Origin of the sequence: Chelatococcus sp. XZ-Ab1, assembly GCF_029309855.1 — a bacterium.
In the GTDB taxonomy this organism is placed as follows: Bacteria; Pseudomonadota; Alphaproteobacteria; order Rhizobiales; family Beijerinckiaceae; genus Chelatococcus_A; species Chelatococcus_A sambhunathii.
The window spans coordinates 1-25,105 of the sequence record NZ_JARKII010000001.1 but is presented as its reverse complement, the minus strand read 5'-3'; the positions used below and the strand labels follow the sequence as shown (position 1 = coordinate 25,105).

The window sequence follows — 25,105 nt, the reverse complement described above, 5'->3', positions numbered from 1 at the left end:
CCGCCCCACCAAGCCGCTATGGCATCGCTACCCGCCCGCCCGCCATCGGCTCCGGCACGCCGGTCGTCGTCGGGAAGCTGATCGGCAGCCCCCGCAGGCGCCGCACGGCGAGGAAGGCGAAGCACTCTGCCTCCACCGCATCGCCGCGCCAGCCCGCATCCTCCGCCATCACCGCCGTGACGCCCGCCCGTTCGGCGAGGGCCGAGACCAGCGCCGGGTTGCGGCGCCCGCCGCCGCACAGCACGAGCCTGTCCGGCCGGCGCGGCAGGAGGTCGAGTCCGCGCCCGACCGCTGCGGCGGTGAAGGCGGTCAGCGTTGCCGCCCCGTCTTCCAGCGTTAGGCCGTCCGCCATCGCGGCCGTGAAGTCGTAGCGGTCGAGCGACTTCGGGTAGGGCGCAGCGAGATAGGGATGGTCGAGAAGCCGCGCGAGCCGCGCCTCGTCCACGCGGCCGCGCCGGGCGGCTGCGCCGTCGACATCCATCTCCCCGGCGGCATGCTGTTTCATCCAGTCGTTGAGCGGGCCGTTGGCCGGACCGGTATCGAAGGCGACGAGGTCGTCCCCGCCGCCCCACCAGGTGACGTTCGCCACGCCGCCGAGGTTGAGCACCGCCGCTTCCGGCCCGAGCCCCCCGCGCCGCAGGAGGGCGGCGTGGTAGCTCGCCGCGAGCGGCGCCCCCTGTCCGCCGGCGCGCACGTCCGCGGTGCGGAAATCGAAGACGACAGGCACGCCGACGATCTCCGCCATCAGGGCGCCGTCCCCGAGCTGGCGCGTGTCCCCCGGCCGTCCCGGCTGCGGCGCCCGGTGCAACATGGTCTGGCCATGGAAGCCGACCGCCGCCACATCCGCCGCCGACAGGCCGTGCAGGCCCATGAAGGCCTTCACCGCCTCGGCCTGCGCGCGCGTCAGCGCCATCTCCGCCTCGGCGAAGATCGCCGGCTCGGGACCGGTGAAGTTCCATCCTCGCGCCGCGGCGACCGCTTGCGTCAGCAGGGCCTGCACCGCGGCGGGATAGGGCGACAGCGCATAGGGCCCGAGCCGATCGATCCGCTCGCCGTCCGTGCGGAGCGCCGCAATGTCGATCTGCCCGTCGAGGGCGGTCCCCGTCATCAGACCGATGGCCCAGACCGGCTTCCCATCCATTGTGCCCCTCCATGCGCCTCGCCCGCCCGAACCTTTGTCGCGTGACGCCCGTTCTGCAATGGTCCGACATCAGCAAGCCCCGGGGAGCCTTGATGACCTTCGACCAGATCCTGCTCTTTGCCCTGTTCGGCGTCATCCTGTCCATGTTGCTGTGGGGACGTCTGCGCTACGATCTGGTGGCGGCGGGCGGGCTGCTGGTGGCGGTGGCCTTTGGACTCGTGCCGCAGGAAAAGGCCTTTTCCGGCTTTGCCGACCCGGCCGTCGTCATCGTCGCGCTCGTGCTCGTCGTCTCGCGGGCCTTCGAGAACTCCGGCGCGTTGACGCTCGTCACGCGGCGGCTCGTCAGCGACCACCGCCCCACGAGCCGGCACATCGCCATGACCGGCGGCATCGGGGCGGCGCTCTCGGCGATCATCAACAATGTCGCCGCGCTGGCCCTTCTGATGCCCATCGACGTCGAGGCGGCGCGCAAGGCGGGCCGCCCGCCCGGCGTCACGCTGATGCCGCTCGCCTTCGCCACCATCCTCGGCGGCATGGTGACGCTGATCGGCACGCCCCCGAACATCATCGCTTCCGGCATCCGCGAGCGCCTGCTCGGCAGTCCCTACGGCATGTTCGACTTCGCTCCCGTCGGCGGCGCGGTCGCCGCCGCCGGCCTCGCCTTCGTGGCGCTCGTGGGCTGGCGCCTCGTGCCACACCGCGCCGACCAGTCCGCCGCGACGAAACCGTCCTCCTTCGAGGCGGAGGTGAGCGTGCCCGAAGGTTCCACCGCCATCGGCCGCCATCCGACGGACATCGACGAGGAAGCCCGCACCGCCGACGTCATCGTGCTCGGCCTCGTGCGCGAGGGACGCAAGCTGCCGCGCATGCGCATGCCGGCCATTGCGGCCGGCGACAAGCTGCGCCTGAAGGGCTCGAGCGATGCGATCGCCGCCTTCATCAAGGCGCTCGACCTGCAGCAGCCGGGCGATCGGCAAGAGGGAGCCGACGTGGAGGCCGACCAGCCCGCCGGAAGAACCAGGCGCCGCAGCGGCAGGAAGGAAGACAACAAGCCTGAGGGCGAGGAGGAGGAACAGCGCGACAAGGGACCGGAGGTGGTGGAGGCGGTGGTGCGGGCGGATTCGCTGCTCGTCGGCCGCTCGGCCGGCGCGATGCGCCTGAGGCCCCGCTTCGGCGTCACGCTGCTCGGCATCGCTCGCGCGGGCACCCTCACCCGCAGGGGCGTGCACGACAATTACATCGCAGCCGGAGACGTGCTTCTCCTGACCGGCCGCGGCACCGACAGCGCGACGCTCGACCTGCTCGGCGTCATCCCGCTCAGCCGCGCGAGCGTTGCCGGCACCTCCCCGGGCAGGGTGGCGATCACCATCGGCCTCTTCGCCGCCGCCATCGCGGCCGCCTCGCTCGGCCTCGTCTCCTTCACCATCGCCATCGCCATGGCGGTCGCGGCCTATGCGGCGCTCGGCATCGTGCCGGCGCGCGAGTTCTACCTGCAGATCGAATGGCCGATCGTCGTCATGCTGGCTTTCCTCCTGCCGATCGGCGCGGCCTTCGAGGAGGTGGGCGGCACCGCGCTCATTGCCGAAGGCATCGTCACCCTGACGCGCGATTATTCACCCGTCGTTGCACTCCTCGCCATCATGGTGGCGACCATGACACTGTCGGACGTCCTCAACAACGTCGCCACCATGGTCATCACCGGGCCCGTCGCCATCGGGCTTGCGCGTGAGCTCGACGTCAATCCCGATACCTTCCTGATGGGTGTGGCGATCGCCGCCTCCTGCGCCTTCCTCACGCCCATCGGGCACAAGAACAACACGCTCATCATGGGCCCAGGCGGCTTCCGCTTCTCGGACTACTGGCGCATGGGCCTGCCGCTCGAGGTCGTGGTGCTCGCCGTCTCGGTGCCGATGCTGCTGGTCGTCTGGCCGCTGTAACCGGGGCTCACATCACCAGCGTCAGGCAGTGGGCGGCGCGGGTGATGCCGGTGTAGAGCCAGCGGCTGCGGTGCTCGCGGAAGGCGAAGGATTCGTCGAAGAGGACGATATCATCCCACTGCGAGCCCTGTGCCTTGTGCACGGTCAGCGCATAGCCGTAGGTGAATTCGTCGAACTCGCGCCGCATCTGCGGCGTCAGCTCCTCCTCCCGCCCGTCGAAGAACTCCTGCGGCACGGACACCTTGACGACGTTGCGGGCGTCTTCCTCGGACTGCACGCGCATCGTCACCACCGCCTTCTTCGAGCGCGAGGTCGCGAATTCCTTGATCAGCCAGGTGCCGCCGTTGAGAAGGCCCTTCTGCTTGTTGTTGCGCAGGCAGACAAGCTTCTCGCCGGCCGCCGGCATGGCGTCGCGAAAACCCTTGAGGTTACGGATGCGGTTGTTGTAGGCTCGCCGCGTGCGGTTGAGGCCGACGAGCACCTGGTCGGCGCGCATGACGGCCTCGGCATCGATGTCGCGCTTGCCGATGATGCGGCTTTCGCCATAGGTGCCGTGCGACAGGCCCTCACCCTCGCGCACCGCCATCGACATGCGGATGATGGGATTGTCACGCGCCTGCCGGTGCACCTCCGTCAGCATCACGTCGGGCTCCGCCTCGGTGAAGAAGCCCCCGCCCTTGACCGGCGGCAGCTGCGCCGGGTCGCCCAGCACCAGCACCGGCGTGCCGAAGGACAGGAGGTCCTTGCCGAGGTCCTCATCCACCATCGAGCACTCGTCGATGACGATGAGCGCCGCCTTGGCGGCCGGGCTGTCGCGGTTGAGGACAAAGGTCGGGCTCTCGCCTTCGGTCTCGCGCGTGCGGTAGATGAGGCTGTGCAGGGTCGCGGCACCGGGGCAGCCCTTGGCCCTGAGCACGGAGGCCGCCTTGCCCGTGAAGGCGCCGAAGATGACCCCACCGTCCACCCCCTCGGCGAGGTGGCGCGCCAGCGTCGTCTTGCCCGTGCCGGCATAGCCGAACAGGCGGAACACCTGCGTGTCCTTGCGGCGCAGCCAGGCGGCGACGGCGGCGAGCGCCTCGTCCTGTTGCGGCGACCAAGCCATGGCGGCATCCTTCCTTGCGTTCACCCTCGCGCCCGCGGCGCCCTCGAGGCGCATCGCGGCCGCATTCCGGGCCATTCTGGTCATACTCAATCGAGGTGATTCGCAACCGGGATCGTCACCATGCACCCTGCCCGCCTGCCGTTCGCCGCCCTGCTCGCCATTCTTGCGCTGGCGCCGGCGTCGATGATGCCCGCTCATGGGCAGGAGAACGCCCGCGAGGAGGCGGCGCGGCGTGCGGCTGCTTTGAAATCCCTGCCCGAGGACGCCGCCAAGCGCTTCTTCGGCACGCAGACGAGCGCCGCTCCCCTTGCCGCGCGCGCTATCGGCTTCTATTCGCGTGGCTGCCTCGCCGGTGCCCGCGCACTGCCAGTCGACGGTGAGACATGGCAGGTGATGCGCACCTCGCGCAACCGCAACTGGGGGCATCCCGCTCTCATCGCCTTCCTCGAGCGCCTCTCGGCGCGCGTGCCGGAGATCAACGGCTGGCCGGGCCTGCTCGTCGGCGACATCTCGCAACCGCGCGGCGGCCCGATGCTGACCGGCCACGCCTCCCACCAGGTCGGCCTCGATGCCGACATCTGGCTGACGCCGATGCCGTCGCGGCGCCTGTCGCTCGCCGAACGCGACGAGATCGCCGCCACCAATGTCGTCGCCGGCGACTGGAACGACGTCGACCCCACGGCCTGGACGAAGGCACACACCGCGCTCATCCGCGCCGTCGCGAAGGAGCCGGCGGTGGAGCGCGTCTTCGTCAACCCCGCCATCAAGAAGGCCCTGTGCCGCGAGGCCGGGCGGGACAGGGCATGGCTCGCGACGGTGCGGCCGACATACGGCCACAACTATCACTTCCACATCCGCCTCGCCTGCCCGCGCGGCGAGGATGAGTGCCGCCCGCAGGCGCCGCCGCCGAAGGACGACGGCTGCGGCAAGGAACTCGCCTGGTGGTTCTCCGATGAGGCACGCAATCCCAAGCCCACGCGCCCCGCCCCGCCCCTGACCCTGGAAGACCTGCCGGCAGCCTGCCGCTCGGTCCTCGCGGCGCAATAGGAGGGCGCTCAGAACACCTTGAAGGCGATGGCGAGCTCGCGCAGCGCCAGCAGCGAGATGACGAGCCCGACCGCGATCATCAGCGGCTCCGGCCGGATGCGCCTGACGAGATAGCCGGCGAGCGGCGCCGCCAGCACGCCGCCGACGATGAGGCCGGCGACGTTCCACAGGTGCGTGGCGCCGAGCTGGCCGAAGAACGTCGCCGAGATGGCCGCCGTGACGAAGAACTCCGACGCGTTGACCGAGCCGATGACCTTGCGCGGCGCATGGCCGGAGCCGATCAGCGTCGAGGTGACCATCGGCCCCCAGCCGCCTCCGCCGATGGCGTCGAGGAAGCCGCCGACGAGACCGAGCGGCGCGGCTCCGGCCGGCGACGCATCGCTCCGGCGCGCCGAACGCGCCACGCGCAGGAGGATGAGTCCGCCCATGACGAGGAGATAGGCGGCCACGAAGGGCCGGATGGCGCTGCCCTCGACGTTGGAGAGCACGAAGGCCCCGAGACTGCCGCCCGCCGCCCCGGCGAGCGCGAGGCGCACGAGCAGGCGCCGGTCGACATTGCCGTGCGCTAGGTGAGACACCCCGGACACCGCAGTGGTCGCCAGTTCGGCCGTATGCACAGCCGCGCTCGCATGGGCGGGCGGTATGCCCAGCGCGAGCAGCGACGAGGTGGAAATGAGGCCGAAGGCCATGCCAAGCGCCCCGTCGACCAGCTGCGCGCAAAAGCCGACGAGCGCGAGAAGAAGGAATTCGGAGACCATGAAAGCCCCGCTGATGCCCAGGCGCGGCGTTGATCCGCCGCGCCAGCCGCAGCATACAGCGGGCGCCTATAAACTCAATAATCTTGTTAATTCATAATTTTCACATCAAATAATGTGTTATGCACTTGCCGCCTGCACCGTCGGGCAGGACACGCCGGTTCCGCCGAGGCCGCAATAGCCGCCAGGGTTCTTGGCCAGATATTGCTGGTGGTAGTCCTCGGCATAGTAGAACGCAGGCGCATCGACGATTTCGGTGGTGACCGGACCATAGCCCCGCGCCGCGAGCGCCTTGCCATAGGCCTCGCGCGAGGCGAGGGCCGCCGCCTTCTGGGTCGCGCCCGTTACATAGATGCCGGAGCGGTACTGCGTGCCGACGTCGTTGCCTTGGCGCATGCCCTGGGTCGGATCGTGGCTCTCCCAGAAGACCTTGAGCAGATGCTCGAATGGGATGACGGCGGGATCATAGACCACGAGCACCACCTCGTTGTGGCCTGTCAGTCCGGTGCATACTTCCTCATAGGTAGGGTTCGGCGTCTCGCCGCCGGCATAGCCCACCGCCGTGACATGGACGCCCGGTAGAGACCAGAAGACCCGTTCCGCTCCCCAGAAGCAGCCGAGGCCGAACAGCACCTGCGCACTATCCTGCGGAAACGGCCCCTTCAGGGGCTGTCCATTCACGAAATGCCGCTCCGCTGTCGGCAGCGGCATCGCGCGGCCCGGCAAGGCCTCGCCCGGCACCGGCATGGTCTGGCGCTTCCTGAAACCGTACATGCGGCATCTCCCTCGCTAAACAGGCCCGCATGATTTAGGAAGGCGCAGGCGTCGTCGCGAGACTGGGAAGCACTCAAGCTTTCGTGACACGCCTCAGCGGTCGCTCGCGAAACCGACGGACTCCGGCTTGCGCCGGCCGATCCACATGGCGAGGATGCCAATGACGAGCGCAACCACCCAGGTCGGCGTCGTGAAGACGGTGAGCAGCACCGGATCCCACAGGAAGGGATGGATATGCCGCGCCACTGCCGGCTCGATCAGTGGAAAGCTGTGCGGCAACAGGGCGAAGAGAGTCGCCCCGAGCGGGGTGAAATCGAAATGCCCGTTGGCTATCCCGCGCGTGCTGTCGATGACGAAGGACACGAAGCCGGCAACGATCACCAGAAAACCGACAACTCGCAGGACGAACCGCATCTTCCACCCGTGAACGCTGCAACGAGACCGCGGCGGCAAGACACCGCCCACCGGACCGGTCGGGACGGCTCGAGATGGTATGCAACCGATGCTGCCGTACATGCGCGGACCGCCCGCCTCCCTCCATCTATCACCGCGCACGGCGTTCCATGCAATCAAATCGACGGCACCGGTGAATTGCCGCCGGAACGCCTTGCGCTCGCCGCCCGACGGGCTATATAACGCGCCCCATCCGAGCGTGCCCCATGTCGGCTAACCGACCAACCGGCATGCATCCGGATCCGGAGAGGTGGCCGAGTGGTTGAAGGCGCACGCCTGGAACGCGTGTATACGGGCAACCGTATCGAGGGTTCGAATCCCTCTCTCTCCGCCACTTCGGAACAAAACCGGGAACGCCGATTCCCGCCGATTTCCCTCCCTTGGCGGCTACCAGCGTCCTCAACAGGACGTTTTTGCTTCCTTTGATGTAGATCGCGTCGTCTGCGACCTCGACGTGTTGGGCGAAGGCCCGGACGTGTTCCCGCCGATAGCCGCCCTTTCCAAGCCGCAGTCGGGTGCGTGCTTCGCTCGCCAGTTCCCGCACGGCTGCCCCGGTGAGGCGCTGGTGGGTTGAGCTGGCGAGCATAGCTTCGATCCGCGTGGCATCGGCCCGCGCCTGATCCCGAAGCGCCGTGAGGCCCGCGATGCGCTCGCCAAGGGAAGACTCGGCCGGGTCGAGCGAACCGGCTTCAATGGCGTCGTAGAGGCGCTTGAGGCGGTTGTCGGCCTCGGCCGCGCGATGGTTCAACTCGGCGATATGCTGGCTGCGCCGCTCGACGCCTTCCTGCCGGCGATCCAGAAGCGAGGCGAGAACGTCTTCGATCCGCTCGGGGTCGAGTAGCCTTTCCTCGATATGCGTCACCACCATGCGGTCGAGCTTATCCATCGGGATCGCGCGGCCTTTGCAGCCGGTTTCGCCCTGCCGTGCCCGAATCGAGCAGGCATAGTAGCGATACCGGCCGTTCTTGCCGGTGCGCAGCGTCATTGCGCCTCCGCAATTGCCGCAATGGCAGATGCCGGTCAGCAGGTTCGGGCCGCTGACAACGCGCGGCGGCGTCACCTTCGGATTGTTGACCTTCAAGCGGTTCTGCACGGCCTCGAATATCTCAAGGTCGATCAGCGGCGGCACGGCGACGGTGACGATTTCCTCCTCCGGCTTCACCACGCCCTTGTTGGAGCGGCGATTGAAGCGATGCTCGCCGATATAGGTGCGTCGGGTCAGGACACGGTGAAGCTGGCCGATGCCCCAACGCCCGCCGTTGCGGGTGAACATGCGGTGCCTGTTCAGGTGATTGACGATGTTCTTGACGCCCATGGGGCCGGACGTGCCGTCGCCTTCCGATGCAAGGCGGAAGATCAGCCGTACGGTGTCGGCGTGCAGCGGGTCGATTTCCAGCTTCTTCTTCATCTTCGCGCCGCGTTGCTCGGCATCCACGACACGGTAGCCGATGGGCGGCAGCGAGCCGTTCCAGAAGCCTTGCCGGGCGTTCTCCTTCAAGGCCCGTATGACGTGCTTGCCGTTCTCCTTCGACTGGTATTCGTCGAACAGCGCCATGATCTGCCGCATCATGACGTGCATGGGATCGTCGCCCATTTCCTGTGTGATGGAGACCAGCTTGACGCCGTTCTTGGCGAGCTTCCTGACGTTGAACTCCAGCTCGAAGTGATCGCGGAAGAACCGGCTGAACGAATGGACCACGACAACATCGAAGGGCGCGGGCTTGGACGTGCCGGCCTCGATCATCCGTTGAAACTCGGGGCGGCGGTCATTGGTGGCCGAAGCGCCGGCTTCCACGAAGGTTTCGACAAGCTGGTAGCCGCGCGAGGCGCAATAAGCCTCGCCCTGCTTGCGCTGGTCGGGGATCGACACGTCATGCTCGGCCTGCCGTGTCGTGGAGACGCGCAGATAGAGCGCGGCGCGCAAGGCGACATGGGGACTTTGCATATTCATAGCGCGTTTCCTTTCGCGGCCCGGCGTTCGATCAGCGGCAGCTCCAGCGCCACGCGATCATGCAGCACCTTGGGCACGACCTTCTGGCCCTCGCCGGGGTCCATGCGGACAAGGCCGTAGTTCGCCATCGTCTTGAGGGTGCGGGACAGGCTGGGCTTCGACCGCCCGGTGATCCGCGACAGTTCCTCCAGCGAGCCGGGCGACTGCTCGTCGATGACGCGCAGCAACTCGCGGTTCCCGCTGGACAGGATTTGCGCGAAGGATTCGGTTGAGGTGAACCACACCTTCGGATCACCGGGCGCGGGCTTTTCCTCGCCGCGCGCGATCCGCATGGTGCGGGCCTTCATTTCTTCATAGTCGGCGATCCCGACTTTCAATGTGGTCATGTTACGCCTCGCTCCTTCATCACCGCGTCCACCACCTGCCAGAAGTCGGCCAGCAGCGTGGCCGCGTCCTCGTAGGCGTAGGGCTTCACGGTCTGGAGGCGGTGCCGATGGTCCATCGGCTCGCCCCTCCTGCCCCGGCCGACCGGATGGGCGTTATCGAAACCGACCAGCCGTTCGCCCGAAGGCCCGTGAAGCGTGAGCGAGTAATCGAGGCCGTGCGGCTTCTCCGGTGATGCCGGAACGCGGGTGACAACGAACTTCACCCAATGGCCGCCCTCGGGATCGACAAAGAGCGTCTGTCCGTCGAGATCCAGAAGCGTGTCGAGGCTCGGGTCACGATCCTCGCTCATGGCTTACTGTTACCATCTGTTGTTAATATAGGCAAGCCCTGATTGTCGGGATCGTCGATTGGGCCGAACAGCCGGTCGAGCACGTCGCCGAAATACCGCTCGAAGATTTGCAGTTCTTCCTCGGTGATCGGCACCTTCTCGGGCCAGTCGTCGAAGACAGGCAACGACTCCACATCGACGATGCGAAGCGGCGACCTGCGGCGCTCCCGGCCGTCCGGCGTAGGTTCGTCGGCATAGTCGAAAAGATCGTCGGGAAGTGTCTCGGGGACCGGCTGTCGCGGTCGCCCTTTGCGGGCGCGACGGCGCTCTGCACACATGGAATCCTCCTTGGTTCTGGTGGATTCCGGGGCGCTATAGGCCCCGGAATTAGGCGAACCATGGAGGGCAGTCGGCGGCCTGTAGCGTGCCGCATTTGCGTCTATGCGCTGGCGGCACCCTTGCCGAGATGGGACTCAGTTGGCGGCTCGCCGTGCCTTGGCGAAGCCGCGATCCGTGGCGATGAACCGCTCCAGCATGGGCACGATGAGCCTGACGGGATCGGCGACGGGCTGGCCGCTCTCGCGGGCCAGCACCTCGGCATAGGCGGTCAGATCGCGGTGAAGCGGCGCGGGTAGCTCCACCGTCACCTTCACGGGCTTGTCGTCCGGGAGCGGGCCGAGTTTCAGCTTGGTCATGGTCAACCTCCTGCCGGCTCGAACACAAGGTCGCGGGTGACGATGATCCTGACCGGGAAGCCCGGCCGGATGGTCAGCGTCGGCGCAACCTGCAACTGACGCTGGACGATCTGCTGGCCCGCCTGATTGACGGTATCCTGCGCCCCGTCTCGGATAGCCCGGATATGCCGGTCCTCGTCGCTGGTGGCAAGTTCGGTTCCGACCGCGAGCAGCGTGGACAGCCCTGCGGCCTTCATCAGATCCCACCAATGATAATCGACTCCATCCTCAAGGCCGGCGTAGCCGCTGGCGTCCGCGCCCGGCAGGCGCTCAAGGACGATGGAACGGCCACCGGGCAGGATCAGGCGATTCCACACCAAGAGCACCCTGCGCTGGCCGAAGGTCACGCCGTCATCGTATTGACCGATGATGCGCGTCCCTTGCGGGATCAGGAGCAGGCTGCCGGTCGGGCTGTCATAGACGTTCTCGGTCACTTGCGCCGTGATCTGCCCCGGAAGGTCGGAGCGGATGCCGGTGATGAGCGCAGCCGGGATCACGGCCCCGGCCTGAAGGATATAGGGCGATGCCGGCGGCGCGACGCGATCCGGCGCAACGGTCTGCCGGTCCACCGGCCCGTTGAGAAACGCCGCGTGGCGATCCTGCGTCGCGGGCTGTCCGCCGAGGCCGAGACCGGCAAGGCCGGGCATGGCCGTCCCTGCCGGCGCTGCCGTGCGCGGGCCGGACTGGAAAAACACGTTGCTCAAGCGCGCGGCTTCTTCCTCGGCCCTGCGGCGTTCTTCTTCGGGATCGACGGCGGGCGTCGTCATGACGGGCGGCGCGACCGGCTGTTCCCTGTTCTGCGCGTCGAGGATCGGACGGCCGAGGTCGCCGGGTAGCGCGGGGCCGAGCACCGGCCCGCTATAGTCGCTCGGCAAGCCGGACAGGCCGTCCGCCGTGGGGCGGTTCTCGGTCGAATAGAGTTCTTCGCCGCCCGGTCCCGCATCGCGGGTCTGGAGCGCGTAGATCAGTACGCCGCCTATGCCGAGAAGCGCGACAGCTCCGACGCCTGCCAGCATCTTGCGCGACAGGCGTGTGACGCGGGGCGGCTCGGCGCGCAGCCGCATGGGGGCGGCAGTGTCGGCGATGGTTTTGTCGGTCATGAGGGGGAGCCTCCGATCACGCTGGCGGGTTGCGCGCCTGCCGCCTGCGTCGGGTTGGTGCGGACGATCCTGACGACCTGCTGGCGGTTGCCGCTGCCAAGGCGCAACTCGGCCGCGCCGAACAGGCGGTCCACGATCAGGACGTTCTGGTGGACTCGGCTGTTGACGATTTGCGGCTCGCCGTCCGCGCCGAGCAAAAAGATCGGCGGCATCTCGCCCTGCACGACGCCGCGCGGGAAGACGACATAGACGCGGCGGCCATCGTCAAAGACGGAGATGGGCCGCCACGGCGGGCTGTCGCCTGTCAGGCCGTAGCGATAGTTCCGCGCGGTCTCGGCCGGGATGACGGGCGCGGCCGGGACGGTCTGGCGCTGCCCGGCGGGTGGCGCGGGATAGGCCCAAGCCACGGCGGGCATGTAGAGCGATTCCCGTGCGCGCAGCTCGATCATGTAAGTGCGCCGGTCGGTGGTGACGATAAGGTTGGTGGAAATGTCCGGGCGCGTAGGCTTCACGAGGATATGGACCCGGCGGTTTGCACCGCTGCCGCTCTCGGTGTCGCCGATGATCCAGCGGGCGGTGTCGCCGGCTGCGATCGGCCCCGCGCCGGTCAGGCTTTCGCCCGGCTCCAGCGCAATGGTCGTGATCTGCCCAACAGCGGCATAGACCTGATAGAGCGCGCCTTCGCTCCACGGGAAAACTTGTATGGCGTTGTAATAGCCTTCGCGGCGTGGCTCGACGCGGGCGGCGGCATTGGCGTTCTTGACGCGGCCGGTCGGTGTACTCGCGGCGGTGCCGCCGCGCGCGATGTTCCATGCAGGCGGGACATGCAGAGGCCGGGGCGTGTCGTTGGTGACGGCCGCCTGCACGGTCGGCAGCGGCGGCACGGTATCGTCATAGCTCCATTGCTGGGCGCGATTGGTGGCGCAGCCCGCCAGCATGGTGGCCGAAAGCAGCATGGCGGCAAACGCCGGGGTGCGGGTGATCGTCCTCATTGGCTCATCTCCCGCGACCACGAAATTGCATTGACGTAGATTCCGAGCGGATTGGCGCGCAGGCGCTCGGCATTGCGAGGCGGCTGGATCACGATGGTCAGGATCGCGGTCCAGCGTTCGGTCGTGGAGAGTTGGCCGTTCTCGAAATGGCGTTCGGTCCATGCGACCCGGAAGCTATTCGGGGATGCCCGGATGACACTCGAGACCTCGACGGCGATCTGCTGGCGGCCGACGGGGGTGAACGGATCGTTGGCCCGTGCATAGTCGTTCAAGGCCGCCGCGCCTCTGTCGGTCGTGAACTCATAGGCGCGAAGCCAGTTCTGCCGGACAATGATGGCGTCGGCCGGGATCGCGCGGACCTGCTCGATGAAGCGGCCGAGGTGGAAAGCGATTTGCGGGTCAGTCGGGCGATAGTCGGCTACGGCCGGCGCGACGGTCTGCGCCTGCCCGAGATTATCGACCTGAACAACCCAAGGCACCACGGTCCCGCGCGCCGACTGCCAGACCAGCGCGGACGCGAAACCGGCTGACAGGATCAGGGAACCGAACGCCATGTAGCGCCAGTTTTTCGCCTGCACGCGGGCCGAGCCGATGCGCTCGTCCCACGCCTGCGCGGCCTTCTGGTAGGGCGTCTCGGGTTCGGGTGATTTGCCGTAATGAGTTGCTGGTCGTTTGAAGATGCTCATGAGCGGTCACTTTCTGAAAGGTTGACGGAGGAACCGGAGCCGTGGCTGTCGCCGGAGCGGACGGCATGGGCTGACATGGTGGTGCCGTGATTGAGGGCCTGCCGCCGCTGCATCCGCTGCGCCCAAGCCGGAGGACCAGCGGGGGAAGTCGGTGCTGTGGCTGCCGGGGCAGCGTTTGCTCCGCCGACCGTGCCGATGGAGGACGTGCCCCCCGTCGCACCAAAACCGGCGCGCACGCCATCGGCGAAACTGGACTTGACGCTCTCGCCGGCTTGGGATGTTGCACTGGAGGCAGCGCGTTTGAGCGGCGAAATGGCGGCCGAGCCTGCGGCCCGTGCCACGCCGCCGAGGCCGGAAGCAACGCCTGCCGCCCCGGTCTGGCCGAGAGAGCCAAGGCTATAGGCAGCGGTCGCCGCGCCCGCGGCGGTTGCGCCGCCTCGAACGGCCGCGGCTCCACCGGACAGGGCAGCAGCGCCGCCTTTCGCGGCAAGCATGGCTCCGCCACCAGCCGCCGCACCGCCCGCAAGCACCATCCCGCCGGCAGCGAGGCCGGTTCCTACGGCCGCGCCCGCGCCGAGCTGCGGGCCGCCCGATACAATGCCGTTGGCGATGCCGGGACCGAAGATGCCGAGTCCGAGCAGCGACAGTGCGGCGAGCACAATCGCCATGGCGTCGTCGATGCTCGGGGTCGCGCCGCCGAAACCGGCCGTGAACTGCGAAAACAAGGTGCTGCCGATGCCGATGATGACTGCGAGCACCAGAACCTTGATGCCGGAGGACACCACGTTGCCAAGCACGCGCTCGGCCATGAAGGCGGTCTTGCCGAACAGGCCGAACGGGATCAGCACGAAGCCGGCAAGCGTGGTCAGCTTGAACTCGATCAGGGTGACGAAAAGCTGGATGGCGAGGATGAAGAAGGCCAGCACGACCAGCGCCCATGCGAACAGCAGGCACGCGATCTGTATGAAGTTCTCAAAGAAGGCGATCCAGCCCATCAGGTCGGAAATGGAATCGAGCAGCGGACGGCCGGCGTCGAGGCCGGTCTGTGCCACGCGGCCGGGCCGCATCAGGTCTTCGACGGAAAAGCCGGTGCCCGACGCCATGAGGCCGAGTCCGGCGAAGCTCTCGAAGACGATGCGGGCGAGGCTGTTCCAATTGCTGATGATGTAGGCGAAGACGCCCACGAACAGGGTCTTCTTCACCAGCCGCGCGATAATGTCGTCATCCGCGCCCCATGCCCAAAAGAGCGCGGCGAGCGTCACGTCGATGACAATGAGTGTCGTGGCGATGAAGGCGACCTCGCCGCCGAGCAGGCCGAACCCCGAGTCGATGTAGGACGTGAATACGCCGAGGAAATTGTCGATGACGCCCGTGTTGCCCATGGTCAGCGCGCCTCGCTGCGATCACGGCCGAGGAAGCGGTCGCGGGATTCAGCCCATGCCGCGAGGCAGTCGGCGTCACTTGCCGCCGCCTCGCCGAGCTGCTGGCAGCGGCGCAGGGTTTCGCGCAACGGGTCGGCCGGGGGCTGGAAGGCCGGCGCAGGGGGTGGCGCGGAAGGTTCATCCTTCCGCGCCATGTCGATTGCGGTCGCCGTGACGGCGATGGCGATGAACACCACGGCCCCGAGCCGGGCCAGCATCTTGCCGTCCATGGCGAGCCTCCCGGTCAGTTGTTGCCGTTGTTGAACATCTGCGCGTTGCCCGGCTGGTAGCCGGAGCCAGGCGTGAGGAACCGTTCGCGCTGGATGCGGCCCTGCTCGGCGGCGGTCGTGCGCTCCGCTTCGGTCAGTGCGTCGGCGCGTCCGTTCGCCGAGATGACCGCGATCAGGTCGGAAAGCTGCTGCGACTGGAGTGCGAGAAGCTGGTTGCCGGCCTGCGTCGCCTGCAATGCACCGGTCGCGCCCTGACTCTGGCCGACAAGCGCGGCCATCTCGGCGCGGTTGCTGTCGATATTGCCGACCGCCCCCGCCTGCACGCGCATCGCGTCCTGCAAGCCGCCGACCGTGTTCTCCCAGCGCGAACGCGCATCGGCGACAAGCTGGGCGTCGGTTGCCGAAAGCGAAACATTGCCGTATCGCTGCTGGAACGCTTGGTCGATCTGCCCAACCTCGAAGGCGATGTTCTGAGCTTGGCCTAATAGCTGCTGCGTGCGCTGGACATTCTGCTGAAGGGCCTGAAGAGAAGAATGCGGTAGGCTCGCCAGATTACGGGCCTGATTGATGAGCATCTGCGCCTCGTTCTGGAGGCTGGTGATCTGGTTGTTGATCTGCTCCAGCGTTCGCGCAGCGGTGAGCACGTTCTGCGCGTAGTTGGACGGGTCATAGACGATGCGGCCGAAGCCGAATTGCGCATGGGCCGGACCTGCCAGCATGAGCGACAGCGCGACGGGCACGGCGAGCGCCAGCGCGAGGGCCGAGGCCCCGACGATCTTGGGATAGGTCATGGAAGTATCTCCTGTGTGGGGTGGTTATCGAGCCGGGCCGGCGCGGCGGATTCCGGCCGGTCGGCAAGATTGGTGAGGTTGGGGATCAGGTCGGCTGCCCACTCGACGCCACGCTCTCGCAGCCACGCGGCGAGGAAACCGTCGCGGCCGCGCTCGGCGACAAGTTCGGCAATGCGGGTCTGGTCGGATTTGGCGGATGCGGCGCAGAGCGCGAGGCCGACTTCGGACAGGCCAAGCTCGAACAGGCGATTGCCCCTGCGGCTTTGGCAGTAATAATCCCGCTTGGGCGTGGCCCTTGCGAGGATTTCGATCTGCCGGTCATTGAGGCCGAAGCGGCGATAGATGGCCGTGATCTGCGGCTCGATGGCCCGCTCGTTCGGCAGCAGGAGCCGCGTCGGGCAGCTCTCGATAATTGCGGGCGCGATGTTGCTGCCGTCGATGTCGGACAGGCTTTGCGTGGCGAAGATGACCGATGCGTTTTTCTTGCGCAGCGTTTTCAGCCATTCGCGGAGCTGGCCGGCGAAACCCTCGTCGTCGAGCGCAAGCCAGCCTTCATCTATGATGAGCAGCGTCGGCCGCCCGTCGAGCCGGTCGCCGATGCGATGGAACAGATAGGCGAGCACGGCGGGGGCCGCGCCGGTCCCGACAAGGCCCTCGATCTCGAACGCCTGCACATCAGCCGAGCCGAGATGTTCGGCTTCGGCGTCGAGCAGCCGGCCATAGGCACCGCCGTCGCAGAACGGCCGGAGCGCCTGTTTCAGATCGTTGGATTGCAACAGCACCGCAAGGCCGGTGATCGTGCGTTCCTCGACCGGCGCGGAGGCGAGCGAAGTCAGCGCCGTCCAAAGGTGTTCCTTGACCTCGGGCGTGATCGCCAGCCCCTCGCGCATGAGGATGGCCGCGATCCAGTCCGCCGCCCATGCGCGTTCATAGGTATCGTGGATGCGGGCAAGCGGCTGGAGCGAGACAGACGCCTCGGCCCCTTCTGTCAATCCGCCGCCAAGGTCGTGCCAGTCGCCGCCCATGGCGAGCGATGCGGCGCGGATGCTGCCGCCAAAGTCGAAGGCGAAGACTTGGCTAGCCGCATAGCGCCGGAACTGGAGCGCCATGAGGGCGAGCAGCACGCTCTTGCCCGCGCCTGTGGGGCCGACGACAAGGGTGTGGCCTACGTCGCCGACATGGAGACTTAGCCGGAACGGGGTTGAGCCTTCGGTCTTTCCAAAGAGCAAAGGGGGTGCACCGAAATGCTCGTCCCGTTCCGGCCCCGCCCACACCGCCGATAGCGGGATCATGTGGGCGAGATTCAAAGTGCTGATGGGCGGTTGCCGCACGTTCGCGTAGGCATGGCCCGGCAGCGAGCCGAGCCATGCGTCAACTGCGTTGACGGTCTCGGCCATGGCGGTGAAGTCGCGGTCCTGAACGATCTTCTCGACCAGGCGCAGCTTCTCGTCGGCAAGGCGCGGGTCTGCATCCCATACGGTGACAGTCGCCGTGACGTAGGCCATGCCCGCCACGTCCGCCCCGAGTTCCTGCAACGCCATGTCGGCGTCGAGCGCCTTGTTGGCGGCGTCGGTGTCCACGAGGGCGGACGCCTCGTTCGTCATCACCTCTTTCAGAATCGCGGCGATGCTCTTGCGCTTGGCGAACCATTGCCGCCTGATCTTGGTCAGCAGCCGGGTCGCATCTGTCTTGTCGAGCAGGATCGCCCGCGTGCTCCACCTGTAGGGGAACGGCAGCCGGTTCATGTCGTCGAGCAGGCCGGGCGTCGTCGCGGTGGGGAATCCCACGATGGTCAGCACGCGCAGATGCGCTTCGCCAAGGCGCGGCTCCAGCCCGCCGGTTAACGGCTGGTCGGCGAGCAGCGCGTCGAGGTGCATCGGCACCTCGGGCACGCGGACGCGATGCCGACTGGTCGAGATGGTGGAATGGAGATAGGTGAGCGTCGCGCCGTCATTCAACCAACGGCACTCGGGCATGAAGCCGTCGAGCAAGGCCAGCACGCGGTCGGTGCGGTCGATGAAGCCGCGCAGCAGTTCCCACGGGTCCACGCCCGCTTTCTCCCGGCCCTCATAGAGCCATGCCTCAGTGCGGGCGGCTTCCTCGGCCGGGGGCAGATAGAGGAAGGTCAGGAAGTAGCCGGACACGAAATGCGTGCCCGCTTCCTCGAAACCGGCTTTCCGCTCCGCATCGACCAGCGCCGACGCGGGATCGGGAAAGGTGCTGTCGGGATAGGTCGCGGCCTCGCTGCGCTGCGCCTCGACAAAGACGCTCCAGCCGGAGCCGAGGCGGCGCACGGCGTTGTTGATGCGGCCGGCGACGGCGACCAGTTCGGCGGCGACGGCGGAATCCAGATCGGGACCGCGAAATTTCGCGGTGCGCTGGAACGAGCCGTCCTTGTTCAAGACAACGCCCGAGCCGACCAGCGCGGCCCATGGCAAATAGTCGGCAAGCCGGGTGGCGGTGCGACGGTATTCGGTAAGGTTTATCATGGCCGCGCCCTCACACCGCCAGATGGCCGGGGATGCGGATATGCCGCCGCCCGACCTCGACGAATTGGGGATCGCGCTTGGCCGCCCATACGGCCGCGAAATGGCCGATGGCCCATATGGCTAGGCCGACAAGCCAGAGGCGCAGGCCGAGGCCCACGGCCCCGGCTAGCGTGCCGTTCATGATGGCAATGGCGCGCGGTGCGCCGCCGAGCAGAATATGCTCGGTCAGCGCCCGGTGGACCGGGACAGTGAAGCCCGGCACCGCGTCGAGTTGTTCGAGGCCGCCCGCCATCAAACGAGCGCCCCGCCGCCGAACGAGAAGAACGACAGGAAGAAGCTCGACGCGGCGAAGGCAATAGACAGGCCGAATACAATCTGGATCAGTCGGCGGAAGCCGCCGGACGTATCGCCGAAGGCGAGCGTCAGGCCGGTCACGATGATGATGATGACGGCGATGATCTTGGCGACCGGCCCCTCAATCGACTGGAGGATTTGCTGCAAGGGCTGCTCCCACGGCATCGACGAACCGGACGCATGGGCGGCCGGGGCGAGCATGAGGCTGATGGCAAGGGTGGATACGGCGGTCGCCATGTGGCGAGTGCCGCGCGAAATCGTGCGGATCATGAAGATTCTCCTGTGCTGGTGGGGATTGCCGAAGGGATGGGATGCGTGATGCGGTAATCGCCGTTCGGCCCAAGCCCCTCGACGCGGGCAAGCTCGGCCAGCCGGCGCGCGGAGCCGCGCCCGGAAAGGACCGCAACAAGGTCGATGGTCTCGGCGATCAGGGCGCGCGGGACGGTGACGACGGCTTCCTGAATGAGCTGTTCGAGACGGCGCAGCGCCCCGATCCCGGTTCCGGCGTGGATCGTGCCGATGCCGCCGGGATGGCCGGTGCCCCAGGCTTTAAGCAGGTCGAGGGCTTCCGCGCCGCGCACCTCGCCGATGGGGATGCGGTCGGGCCGCAGGCGCAGCGAGGACCGGACCAGATCGGAAAGCGTCGCCACGCCGTCCTTGGTCCGCATGGCGACAAGGTTGGGCGCGGCGCATTGCAGCTCGCGCGTGTCCTCGATGATGACGACGCGATCCGCCGTCTTTGCCACCTCGGCGAGCAGCGCGTTGGTCAGCGTCGTCTTGCCGGTGCTGGTGCCGCCAGCGACAAGGATGTTGGCGCGGGAGGAAACGGCCGCGCGTAGCATCGCGGCCTGATCGGCGGACATGATGCCGGCCGCCACATAGTCGTCGAGCGTGAACACCGCGACGGCGGGCTTGCGAATGGCGAAGGTCGGGGCGGCGACCACGGGCGGCAGCAGGCCCTCGAACCTCTCCCCGCTCTCCGGCAGCTCGGCCGAGACGCGGGGGCTGCGGGCATGAACCTCCGCGCCGACATGGTGCGCGACCAGCCGCACGATGCGTTCGCCATCGGCGGCGGACAGGCGCTCGCCCGTGTCGGAAAGACCTTCGGAGAGTCGGTCGATCCACAACCGCCCGTCCGGGTTCAACATCACCTCGACCACGGCCGGGTCTTCGAGCAGCCGGGCAATCGCGGGACCGAGCGCGGTGCGCAACATGCGTGCGCCGCGTGCAATGGCTTCCGGTCTTTGGTGGTTGGTGGTCATGTCGGCCCCGGCTTCTGGCGGGGACGCGACAGGCAATCCCCGGATCGGGGTCGATTAAGAGAGGCCGAAATCCGGTCGGTTCAACAAGTATCTAAGTGCGTGCGGTGATCGGCGGCTATCGGCGGTAAATAGGATGGTTCTGAATACTTACTCTTGATCGTCTCTAGTCTGCGTCTCGTCTGGTGACGGCTCGTCGTGGAGCGAGTCGAGGTCGCGTGACAGCTCTTTGAGGAACCTGTCGCCCGTCGCCAGTCGCTTGCCGAGGGTCTGCATGAAGCCCTCGAAGCGTTCCGCGCCTTTCGCGCGGGCAGCGGATTGCGCGGCTCCTGAAAGCGGCGGCGTGATGGTCATCCAGAAATGGATGAACTGCGCTACCGTCTCGCCGAGCACGGCAAGGTCCATGTCGAGCGTGTCGAACTGGCGGCCGAGCTTGTCCAGTCGGCGCGACATGGCGGCTTCAAGCTGATCGGCGGAATCGCCGGACAGGTAGGACATGACAGCCGCCTCGACGATGGCCGATTTCGAGACATTGCGGCGTAGCGCCACCGAGCGGCGCAGCGCCATCGCCTCGATCTGCGGAATGAGCGCGGGGTCGAAGTAGATATTCAGGCGCGTGCGTGTGGTCATGGGCGTGTCCTCAAAGCTCGATTCCATCATCGGGGTTCATGGCGACCTGCCGCGCTACCATCCTCATGCGCTGGCGCATGGCGCGGGCCTTGGCCGCGTCAACGTCCGGCTCGTCGTCCAGAAACTCGAACTCCTGTTCGGGCGACGGCGGCGGGGCGACGATTTCCTCATGCTCCGGCAATTCCGGCTCGCGGCGGATGCCGGCATTGGCCGGATCGCCTTCGGTCCCATTGGCGGCGTCCTTCGCGGAGCTGCCATCCGCCGTAACCACGCGACCGGACCAGTCATCGGTGGATGGGCTGGGCGCCAGCGGAGCGGCGACCAGATCGGGCGGCGGCAGGATGCGTTCCTGAAACCGCGCGTCCTCGTAGTAGCGGGCCTTGGTGGCGCGGATTGGGGGCGTTCCCGCAACCATGACGATTTCATCGGTGGGCGGAAGCTGCATGATTTCGCCCGGCGTGAGCAGCGGCCGCGCCGTCTCCTGCCGTGACACCATCAAGTGACCTAACCACGGGGCTAGACGGTGCCCTGCGTAGTTGGTGGAGTCGCGCAGCTCGGTCGCGGTGCCTAGTGCGTCTGAAACACGCTTCGCCGTCCTTTCGTCGTTCGTGGCGAAGCTGACGCGGACATGGCAGTTGTCGAGGATCGCGTTGTTCGGGCCATAGGCGCGCTCGATCTGATTGAGGCTCTGCGCAATCAGGAAGCCTTTGATTCCATACCCCGCCATGAAGGCGAGCGCCGATTCAAAGAAGTCGAGCCGGCCGAGCGCCGGAAACTCGTCCAGCATCAACAGCAGGCGGTGGCGCTTGCCGGAGGTGGTCAATTCCTCCGTCAACCGCCTGCCGATCTGATTGAGGATCAGGCGGATAAGCGGCTTGGTGCGGTTTATGTCGGATGGCGGCACGACCAGATAGAGCGTGACGGGCTGGCGGCTGCCGACCAGATCGGCAATGCGCCAGTCGCATCGCGCCGTCACCCGCGCCACCACGGGATCGCGGTAGAGGCCGAGAAACGACATGGCGGTGCTCAATACGCCCGACCGTTCGTTCTCGGATTTGTTCAACAGCTCGCGTGCCGACGACGCGATGACGGGATGAACGCCAGCCTCGCCGAGATGCGGCGTGTCCATCATCGCGCGCAAGGTCGCCTCGACCGGGCGGCGGGGATCGGACAGGAAGTTGGCGACGCCCGCCAAGGTCTTGTCCTTCTCCGCATAGAGAACATGCAGGATCGCGCCGACCAGCAAGCTATGGCTGGTCTTTTCCCAATGATTGCGCTTGTCGAGACTGCCTTCGGGATCGACCAGAATATCCGCGATATTCTGCACGTCGCGGACTTCCCATTCCCCTTGCCGGACCTCCAGCAGCGGGTTGTAGGCCGACGATCTGGCGTTGGTCGGATCGAGCAGTAGCACGCGGCCATGCTTCGCGCGGAAGCCCGCTGTCAGCGTCCAGTTCTCGCCCTTTATGTCGTGGACAATGGCGGATGCCGGCCATGTCAGCAGCGTCGGCACCACCAGCCCGACACCCTTGCCGCTGCGCGTTGGGGCGAAGCATAGGACATGCTCGGGACCGTCATGGCGCAGGTAGTCCCGGTCGTATCGGCCGAGTAGGACGCCATCGGGGCCGAGCAATCCGGCCGCGCGGATTTCCCTATCCTCGGCCCATCGCGCTGAGCCGTAGGTCGCGACGTTGCGCGCTTCCCTCGCGCGGATGATCGACATGAAGATGGCGGCGGTGATGGCGATGAAGCCACCCGACGCGGCGATAATCGCGCCCTCGACGAAGATCGTGGGCGCATAGGCATCAAACGAAAACCACCACCAGAAGAAGGCCGGCGGATAATAGACGGGCAGGCCCGCCAGCTCGAACCATGGCGCTCCAAGCTGCGGCTGGAAGCCGAGGCGAAAGGCAACCCATTGCGTCGCCCCCCACGTCATCACCAGAACGATGGTGAAGACGACAGCGATCTGACCCCAAAGGATTCGGCCTCCGCGCAAAGCAGGCTCCAGTCGGCAAGAGAGACGGAGCCGATCAGAGAATAAGCGTTTCAACCGAAGGCAACAGAAAACATGATGCGGGAGGGCTGCCGGATACTGTCGGCGGCAAATAGGACGGATCGCACCGGGATCGTCGTTGCTGGTGCCTATGCTGGCTGGCAGAAACGAATCGCGGCGGAAAATCAGTCCGTGCGGACCGGCCGGCCCATGTCGCTGGCGAGGGTGAGCAGGTTGCGAAGCGCCGCGCTGCGGTTGGACGGCGACCAGATGGCCGAGAACGGAACTGGTTCCGGCTCATCCGCGAACGGGACGAAGACGACGCCGGATGTTTGCAGCAGCGACGTAGCCGCACCGACGATAGTGATGCCGAACCCCTGTCCGACCATGGACAGCAGCGCGCCGCGCCCAACGTCGAAGCGCAGGATCGACGGGGCGGGCCAGCGCCCGGCATGACGTAGCACGATATGGCTATGAACTTGCGGGCCGGTGCCGCCATGGCGGACAAGGAACGTCTCGCCCGCCAGATCGACCCACGTGACCGATGATTGCCCGGCGAGCGGATGCCCCTCCGGCAGCGCCGCCACCAGCGGTTCGGTCCAGATCGGGCGGCTATGGCAGTCGGGCAGTTCGGGCGTGCCGGCAACAAACACCACGTCCAGCCGGTCTGCGCGAAGCTGCATGATCGCATCGCGGGCCGTACCCTCGGCGATCTCGACCTCGATGCCGGGATGGTCCTCCCGATACCGTCCGATCAGATCGGCGAGGAAACTGCGCGGGATTAGGGCGTGGATGCCGATACGAAGCCGGCCGCACTCGCCTACCGCCGCCATGCCTGCGGTCTTCACCGCATGGTCGAGTTGATCGACGCCGGCCGCGATCCTCTCCACGAAGTGGCGTCCGGCTTCGGTTAACCGGACGCCCCGCGCATGGCGCTCGAACAGGAGGATGCCAAGGTCTTCTTCCAGCGCCTTCACGCGGGCGCTGACGCTGGATTGCGCCACGCCGAGCGCATTGGCGGCGTGGCGGAAATTGAGATATTCAGCGACGGCGAGCGTCTGGATGAGCGACGCAAGGGGGATGCGCGATCCGAGCGCGGTCGGCGCTCCCCATGGGCGATCAATCGTATGTGTGGCACGACGACGCATCACTCACCACTAATCGGATTGTTTCAATGGCGGTTTCAACAGCGTCGATGTGACCGTTGATGCGACTGCGAAGGCGACTAAGAGAGCGCCCCCCCATTCGTAAGCCAGTTGGTTGTCCGTCGTCGCGGCTTGCTCAAGCACAATGACTGTGGTGATCGCGCCCAGCGCACCGCCAAGACGTTGGGCGATGTTGATAATTGTCGCCGCGTCGCTTGTCTCATTCTTCAAAACAGCGGCATAAGCGGCCGTCATGGCTGGCATTTGTGCCAATGCCAACCCACCTCCACGGACAAATAGTATAGAAGCTAAGGCGAGTGGCAGCATTGAGGGCCAAAAGAAGGCTGCCGTGCTTAGCAGTAGTATTGTGCTTCCGACTAAACAAACTGCGAGAGCGCCGTAGCGGTCAGTAAGGTTGCCTGCGATTGGCAAGATGACCGCTGACCCCAAGCCCATCAAAAACAACATCAATCCGGCATCAGTCGGAGACTGATGCAAACTGTCTTGCAAAAATATCGGTATAAGGAGCAATCCGCCATACATCGCAGCCCCCGTAAGGCTCGCGGTGACTACGGCAGCCACAAAGCCTGCTCGGCGGAATAGTCGAATGTCGATCAACGGGGTTCTTGAACGGCGAGCATGTATGATGAAAGAGATAGTAAGGATAATTCCGAACGTAAGCGAAAGGGTTGATGATGTGGTAATGCCCATCGCTCCGATCTCAGCGCTACCATACAACGCGAGTGGAAGCCCCAAGCCAATTAGTATTACCCCGATGGTATCGAGCCGATTTGCATGTGACACTTCGTCCGGTGGCAGCACATACTTGGCTGCGACCGCTGCGATGATTCCTACCGGCAAATTAATCCAAAACAACCAGCGCCAAGACAAGTTATCAATCAGCACACCGCCTAGCCCCGGCCCCAATGCGGGGCCAAGCGCGACTGCAAAGCCTACTGTTCCCATCAAACGGCCGAGTTGTTGGCGATTGGCAGCTTCGCTAAGCATCGCTTGTCCTACTGGCACCATCAAACCGGCAGCCAGCCCTTGCAAACATCGAGCGACGATTAGGCCGTAAACCCATAAACGGCTCTGGGTTCCCTGACGGTGGCGATTGTGATTCAAGCTCCTTTTCGGGAGCTTTGCGATGGGCCGCTACGATCTGACGGATTTCGAATGGGAGGCGATCCGGCCTCACCTTCCCAACAAGTCGCGGGGCGTGCCTCGCGTGGATGACCGGCGGGTTCTCAATGGCATCTTCTGGTGCCTGCGCTCGGGCGCGCCGTGGGCGGACATGCCGGCGCGCTACGGGCCGCCGACCACGATCTACAACCGCTTCAACCGATGGCGGAAGGCGGGCGTCTGGGATCGGCTCATGGACGCGATCACAAGGGCTTACGATG

Annotated in this window: 26 protein-coding genes, 1 tRNA gene and 1 pseudogene; 4 read left to right on the top strand and 24 right to left on the bottom strand. The window is 66.4% G+C overall.

Translation table 11 applies throughout. From position 1 onward, the window contains the following. Positions 1–16: 16 nt before the first annotated feature. Positions 17–1,141 (bottom strand): anhydro-N-acetylmuramic acid kinase, encoded by a 1,125-nt coding sequence (locus P2T65_RS00140; RefSeq protein WP_276198965.1) that lies wholly within the window; start codon positions 1,139–1,141, stop codon positions 17–19. Between the two features lie 92 nt (positions 1,142–1,233). On the opposite strand from P2T65_RS00140, the gene P2T65_RS00135 reads away from it, so the two are divergent. After that, positions 1,234–3,078 (top strand): SLC13 family permease, encoded by a 1,845-nt coding sequence (locus P2T65_RS00135; RefSeq protein WP_276198964.1) that lies wholly within the window; start codon positions 1,234–1,236, stop codon positions 3,076–3,078. Positions 3,079–3,085: 7 nt separating this feature from the next. Here P2T65_RS00135 and P2T65_RS00130 read toward each other — a convergent pair whose 3' ends face one another. Further along, on the bottom strand, positions 3,086–4,180 hold the full coding sequence (locus P2T65_RS00130) for an ATP-dependent RecD-like DNA helicase (protein ID WP_276198963.1): 1,095 nt from the start codon (positions 4,178–4,180) through the stop codon (positions 3,086–3,088). A gap of 120 nt (positions 4,181–4,300) precedes the next feature. On the opposite strand from P2T65_RS00130, the gene mepA reads away from it, so the two are divergent. Continuing rightward, a complete protein-coding gene (mepA, locus tag P2T65_RS00125; protein ID WP_055457747.1) occupies positions 4,301–5,227 on the top strand; it encodes a penicillin-insensitive murein endopeptidase in 927 nt (308 codons plus the stop codon). A gap of 8 nt (positions 5,228–5,235) precedes the next feature. Here mepA and P2T65_RS00120 read toward each other — a convergent pair whose 3' ends face one another. From P2T65_RS00120 to P2T65_RS00110, 3 genes are all read right to left on the bottom strand, one after another. Next, a complete protein-coding gene (locus P2T65_RS00120; RefSeq protein WP_055457748.1) occupies positions 5,236–5,985 on the bottom strand; it encodes a sulfite exporter TauE/SafE family protein in 750 nt (249 codons plus the stop codon). Positions 5,986–6,102: 117 nt separating this feature from the next. Continuing rightward, positions 6,103–6,756, bottom strand: coding sequence for a peptide-methionine (S)-S-oxide reductase MsrA (gene msrA / locus P2T65_RS00115; RefSeq protein ID WP_055457749.1), 654 nt, complete (start codon positions 6,754–6,756; stop codon positions 6,103–6,105). Between the two features lie 93 nt (positions 6,757–6,849). Beyond that, on the bottom strand, positions 6,850–7,170 hold the full coding sequence (locus P2T65_RS00110; protein ID WP_055457750.1) for a hypothetical protein: 321 nt from the start codon (positions 7,168–7,170) through the stop codon (positions 6,850–6,852). 283 nt (positions 7,171–7,453) lie between these two features. On the opposite strand from P2T65_RS00110, the gene P2T65_RS00105 reads away from it, so the two are divergent. Beyond that, positions 7,454–7,543, top strand: a tRNA-Ser gene (locus tag P2T65_RS00105). Positions 7,544–8,119: 576 nt separating this feature from the next. Here the strand turns inward: P2T65_RS00105 and P2T65_RS00100 are convergent. The 19 genes and pseudogenes from P2T65_RS00100 to P2T65_RS00010 all read right to left on the bottom strand — a co-directional run. Continuing rightward, positions 8,120–9,154 (bottom strand): annotated as a pseudogene (locus P2T65_RS00100) (recombinase family protein); the annotation flags it as partial. Between the two features lie 2 nt (positions 9,155–9,156). After that, the gene (locus tag P2T65_RS00095; protein WP_276198962.1) at positions 9,157–9,546 is read right to left on the bottom strand and encodes a helix-turn-helix domain-containing protein; all 390 of its coding nucleotides are present in this window, start codon (positions 9,544–9,546) and stop codon (positions 9,157–9,159) included. Next, positions 9,543–9,896: a DUF6516 family protein gene (locus tag P2T65_RS00090; RefSeq protein ID WP_276198961.1), complete on the bottom strand. Its 354-nt coding sequence runs from the start codon at positions 9,894–9,896 to the stop codon at positions 9,543–9,545. The genes P2T65_RS00095 and P2T65_RS00090 overlap by 4 nt, the downstream gene beginning before the upstream one ends. Then, a complete protein-coding gene (locus P2T65_RS00085) occupies positions 9,893–10,213 on the bottom strand; it encodes a hypothetical protein (protein ID WP_276198960.1) in 321 nt (106 codons plus the stop codon). Before P2T65_RS00085 ends, P2T65_RS00090 begins: the two co-directional genes overlap by 4 nt. Before the next feature lie 135 nt (positions 10,214–10,348). Continuing rightward, positions 10,349–10,570, bottom strand: a complete 222-nt coding sequence (locus P2T65_RS00080; RefSeq protein WP_029074221.1) for a DUF2274 domain-containing protein — start codon at positions 10,568–10,570, stop codon at positions 10,349–10,351. Positions 10,571–10,572: 2 nt separating this feature from the next. Further along, positions 10,573–11,709 carry a TrbI/VirB10 family protein gene (locus P2T65_RS00075; RefSeq protein WP_276198959.1) on the bottom strand — a complete coding sequence of 379 codons (1,137 nt, stop codon included), beginning with the start codon at positions 11,707–11,709 and terminating at the stop codon, positions 10,573–10,575. Continuing rightward, complete coding sequence (trbG, locus tag P2T65_RS00070; RefSeq protein WP_276198958.1) at positions 11,706–12,701, bottom strand: P-type conjugative transfer protein TrbG; 996 nt, start codon at positions 12,699–12,701, stop codon at positions 11,706–11,708. The genes P2T65_RS00075 and trbG overlap by 4 nt, the downstream gene beginning before the upstream one ends. Beyond that, positions 12,698–13,387, bottom strand: coding sequence for a conjugal transfer protein TrbF (gene trbF, locus P2T65_RS00065; protein ID WP_276198957.1), 690 nt, complete (start codon positions 13,385–13,387; stop codon positions 12,698–12,700). Before trbF ends, trbG begins: the two co-directional genes overlap by 4 nt. Then, a complete protein-coding gene (trbL, locus tag P2T65_RS00060) occupies positions 13,384–14,769 on the bottom strand; it encodes a P-type conjugative transfer protein TrbL (protein ID WP_276198956.1) in 1,386 nt (461 codons plus the stop codon). The genes trbF and trbL overlap by 4 nt, the downstream gene beginning before the upstream one ends. Before the next feature lie 2 nt (positions 14,770–14,771). Further along, positions 14,772–15,038 (bottom strand): putative entry exclusion protein TrbK-alt, encoded by a 267-nt coding sequence (gene trbK-alt / locus P2T65_RS00055; RefSeq protein WP_018426314.1) that lies wholly within the window; start codon positions 15,036–15,038, stop codon positions 14,772–14,774. A 14-nt stretch (positions 15,039–15,052) separates the two neighbouring features. Continuing rightward, entirely contained in the window at positions 15,053–15,829 is a 777-nt protein-coding gene (trbJ, locus tag P2T65_RS00050) for a P-type conjugative transfer protein TrbJ (RefSeq protein WP_276198955.1), read from the bottom strand. Next, entirely contained in the window at positions 15,826–18,318 is a 2,493-nt protein-coding gene (gene trbE / locus P2T65_RS00045) for a conjugal transfer protein TrbE (protein ID WP_276198954.1), read from the bottom strand. Before trbE ends, trbJ begins: the two co-directional genes overlap by 4 nt. 10 nt (positions 18,319–18,328) lie before the next feature. Next, positions 18,329–18,610: a VirB3 family type IV secretion system protein gene (locus P2T65_RS00040; RefSeq protein ID WP_258124746.1), complete on the bottom strand. Its 282-nt coding sequence runs from the start codon at positions 18,608–18,610 to the stop codon at positions 18,329–18,331. Beyond that, positions 18,610–18,942, bottom strand: coding sequence for a TrbC/VirB2 family protein (locus P2T65_RS00035; protein WP_276198953.1), 333 nt, complete (start codon positions 18,940–18,942; stop codon positions 18,610–18,612). The genes P2T65_RS00040 and P2T65_RS00035 overlap by 1 nt, the downstream gene beginning before the upstream one ends. Continuing rightward, entirely contained in the window at positions 18,939–19,934 is a 996-nt protein-coding gene (gene trbB, locus P2T65_RS00030) for a P-type conjugative transfer ATPase TrbB (RefSeq protein WP_276198952.1), read from the bottom strand. The genes P2T65_RS00035 and trbB overlap by 4 nt, the downstream gene beginning before the upstream one ends. Before the next feature lie 147 nt (positions 19,935–20,081). Beyond that, a complete protein-coding gene (locus P2T65_RS00025) occupies positions 20,082–20,561 on the bottom strand; it encodes a CopG family transcriptional regulator (protein ID WP_276198951.1) in 480 nt (159 codons plus the stop codon). 10 nt (positions 20,562–20,571) lie between these two features. Next, entirely contained in the window at positions 20,572–22,560 is a 1,989-nt protein-coding gene (locus P2T65_RS00020; protein WP_276198950.1) for a conjugal transfer protein TraG, read from the bottom strand. Between the two features lie 182 nt (positions 22,561–22,742). Continuing rightward, entirely contained in the window at positions 22,743–23,705 is a 963-nt protein-coding gene (locus tag P2T65_RS00015; protein WP_276198949.1) for a LysR family transcriptional regulator, read from the bottom strand. A gap of 9 nt (positions 23,706–23,714) precedes the next feature. Further along, positions 23,715–24,827, bottom strand: a complete 1,113-nt coding sequence (locus P2T65_RS00010) for an MFS transporter (protein WP_276198948.1) — start codon at positions 24,825–24,827, stop codon at positions 23,715–23,717. A 22-nt stretch (positions 24,828–24,849) separates the two neighbouring features. Between P2T65_RS00010 and P2T65_RS00005 the strand changes: the two genes are divergently transcribed. Next, positions 24,850–25,105, top strand: a 256-nt coding sequence (locus P2T65_RS00005) for a transposase (RefSeq protein ID WP_276198947.1), incomplete at its 3' end; no start/stop codon positions are given.

What these genes read in the sequence shown, in the direction of transcription:
- trbB (WP_276198952.1), bottom strand. Translation starts at nt 19,934, where the DNA reads ATGACCACCAACCACCAAAGACCGGAAGCCATTGCACGCGGCGCACGC.
- trbL (WP_276198956.1), bottom strand. Translation starts at nt 14,769, where the DNA reads ATGGGCAACACGGGCGTCATCGACAATTTCCTCGGCGTATTCACGTCC.
- P2T65_RS00025 (WP_276198951.1), bottom strand. Translation starts at nt 20,561, where the DNA reads ATGACCACACGCACGCGCCTGAATATCTACTTCGACCCCGCGCTCATT.
- trbJ (WP_276198955.1), bottom strand. Translation starts at nt 15,829, where the DNA reads ATGACCTATCCCAAGATCGTCGGGGCCTCGGCCCTCGCGCTGGCGCTC.
- trbK-alt (WP_018426314.1), bottom strand. Translation starts at nt 15,038, where the DNA reads ATGGACGGCAAGATGCTGGCCCGGCTCGGGGCCGTGGTGTTCATCGCC.
- P2T65_RS00075 (WP_276198959.1), bottom strand. Translation starts at nt 11,709, where the DNA reads ATGACCGACAAAACCATCGCCGACACTGCCGCCCCCATGCGGCTGCGC.
- trbE (WP_276198954.1), bottom strand. Translation starts at nt 18,318, where the DNA reads ATGATAAACCTTACCGAATACCGTCGCACCGCCACCCGGCTTGCCGAC.
- P2T65_RS00090 (WP_276198961.1), bottom strand. Translation starts at nt 9,896, where the DNA reads ATGAGCGAGGATCGTGACCCGAGCCTCGACACGCTTCTGGATCTCGAC.
- P2T65_RS00080 (WP_029074221.1), bottom strand. Translation starts at nt 10,570, where the DNA reads ATGACCAAGCTGAAACTCGGCCCGCTCCCGGACGACAAGCCCGTGAAG.
- msrA (WP_055457749.1), bottom strand. Translation starts at nt 6,756, where the DNA reads ATGTACGGTTTCAGGAAGCGCCAGACCATGCCGGTGCCGGGCGAGGCC.
- mepA (WP_055457747.1), top strand. Translation starts at nt 4,301, where the DNA reads ATGCACCCTGCCCGCCTGCCGTTCGCCGCCCTGCTCGCCATTCTTGCG.
- P2T65_RS00040 (WP_258124746.1), bottom strand. Translation starts at nt 18,610, where the DNA reads ATGGCGGGCGGCCTCGAACAACTCGACGCGGTGCCGGGCTTCACTGTC.
- P2T65_RS00035 (WP_276198953.1), bottom strand. Translation starts at nt 18,942, where the DNA reads ATGATCCGCACGATTTCGCGCGGCACTCGCCACATGGCGACCGCCGTA.
- P2T65_RS00110 (WP_055457750.1), bottom strand. Translation starts at nt 7,170, where the DNA reads ATGCGGTTCGTCCTGCGAGTTGTCGGTTTTCTGGTGATCGTTGCCGGC.
- P2T65_RS00120 (WP_055457748.1), bottom strand. Translation starts at nt 5,985, where the DNA reads ATGGTCTCCGAATTCCTTCTTCTCGCGCTCGTCGGCTTTTGCGCGCAG.
- P2T65_RS00015 (WP_276198949.1), bottom strand. Translation starts at nt 23,705, where the DNA reads ATGCGTCGTCGTGCCACACATACGATTGATCGCCCATGGGGAGCGCCG.
- trbG (WP_276198958.1), bottom strand. Translation starts at nt 12,701, where the DNA reads ATGAGGACGATCACCCGCACCCCGGCGTTTGCCGCCATGCTGCTTTCG.
- P2T65_RS00135 (WP_276198964.1), top strand. Translation starts at nt 1,234, where the DNA reads ATGACCTTCGACCAGATCCTGCTCTTTGCCCTGTTCGGCGTCATCCTG.
- trbF (WP_276198957.1), bottom strand. Translation starts at nt 13,387, where the DNA reads ATGAGCATCTTCAAACGACCAGCAACTCATTACGGCAAATCACCCGAA.
- P2T65_RS00130 (WP_276198963.1), bottom strand. Translation starts at nt 4,180, where the DNA reads ATGGCTTGGTCGCCGCAACAGGACGAGGCGCTCGCCGCCGTCGCCGCC.
- P2T65_RS00095 (WP_276198962.1), bottom strand. Translation starts at nt 9,546, where the DNA reads ATGACCACATTGAAAGTCGGGATCGCCGACTATGAAGAAATGAAGGCC.
- P2T65_RS00140 (WP_276198965.1), bottom strand. Translation starts at nt 1,141, where the DNA reads ATGGATGGGAAGCCGGTCTGGGCCATCGGTCTGATGACGGGGACCGCC.
- P2T65_RS00085 (WP_276198960.1), bottom strand. Translation starts at nt 10,213, where the DNA reads ATGTGTGCAGAGCGCCGTCGCGCCCGCAAAGGGCGACCGCGACAGCCG.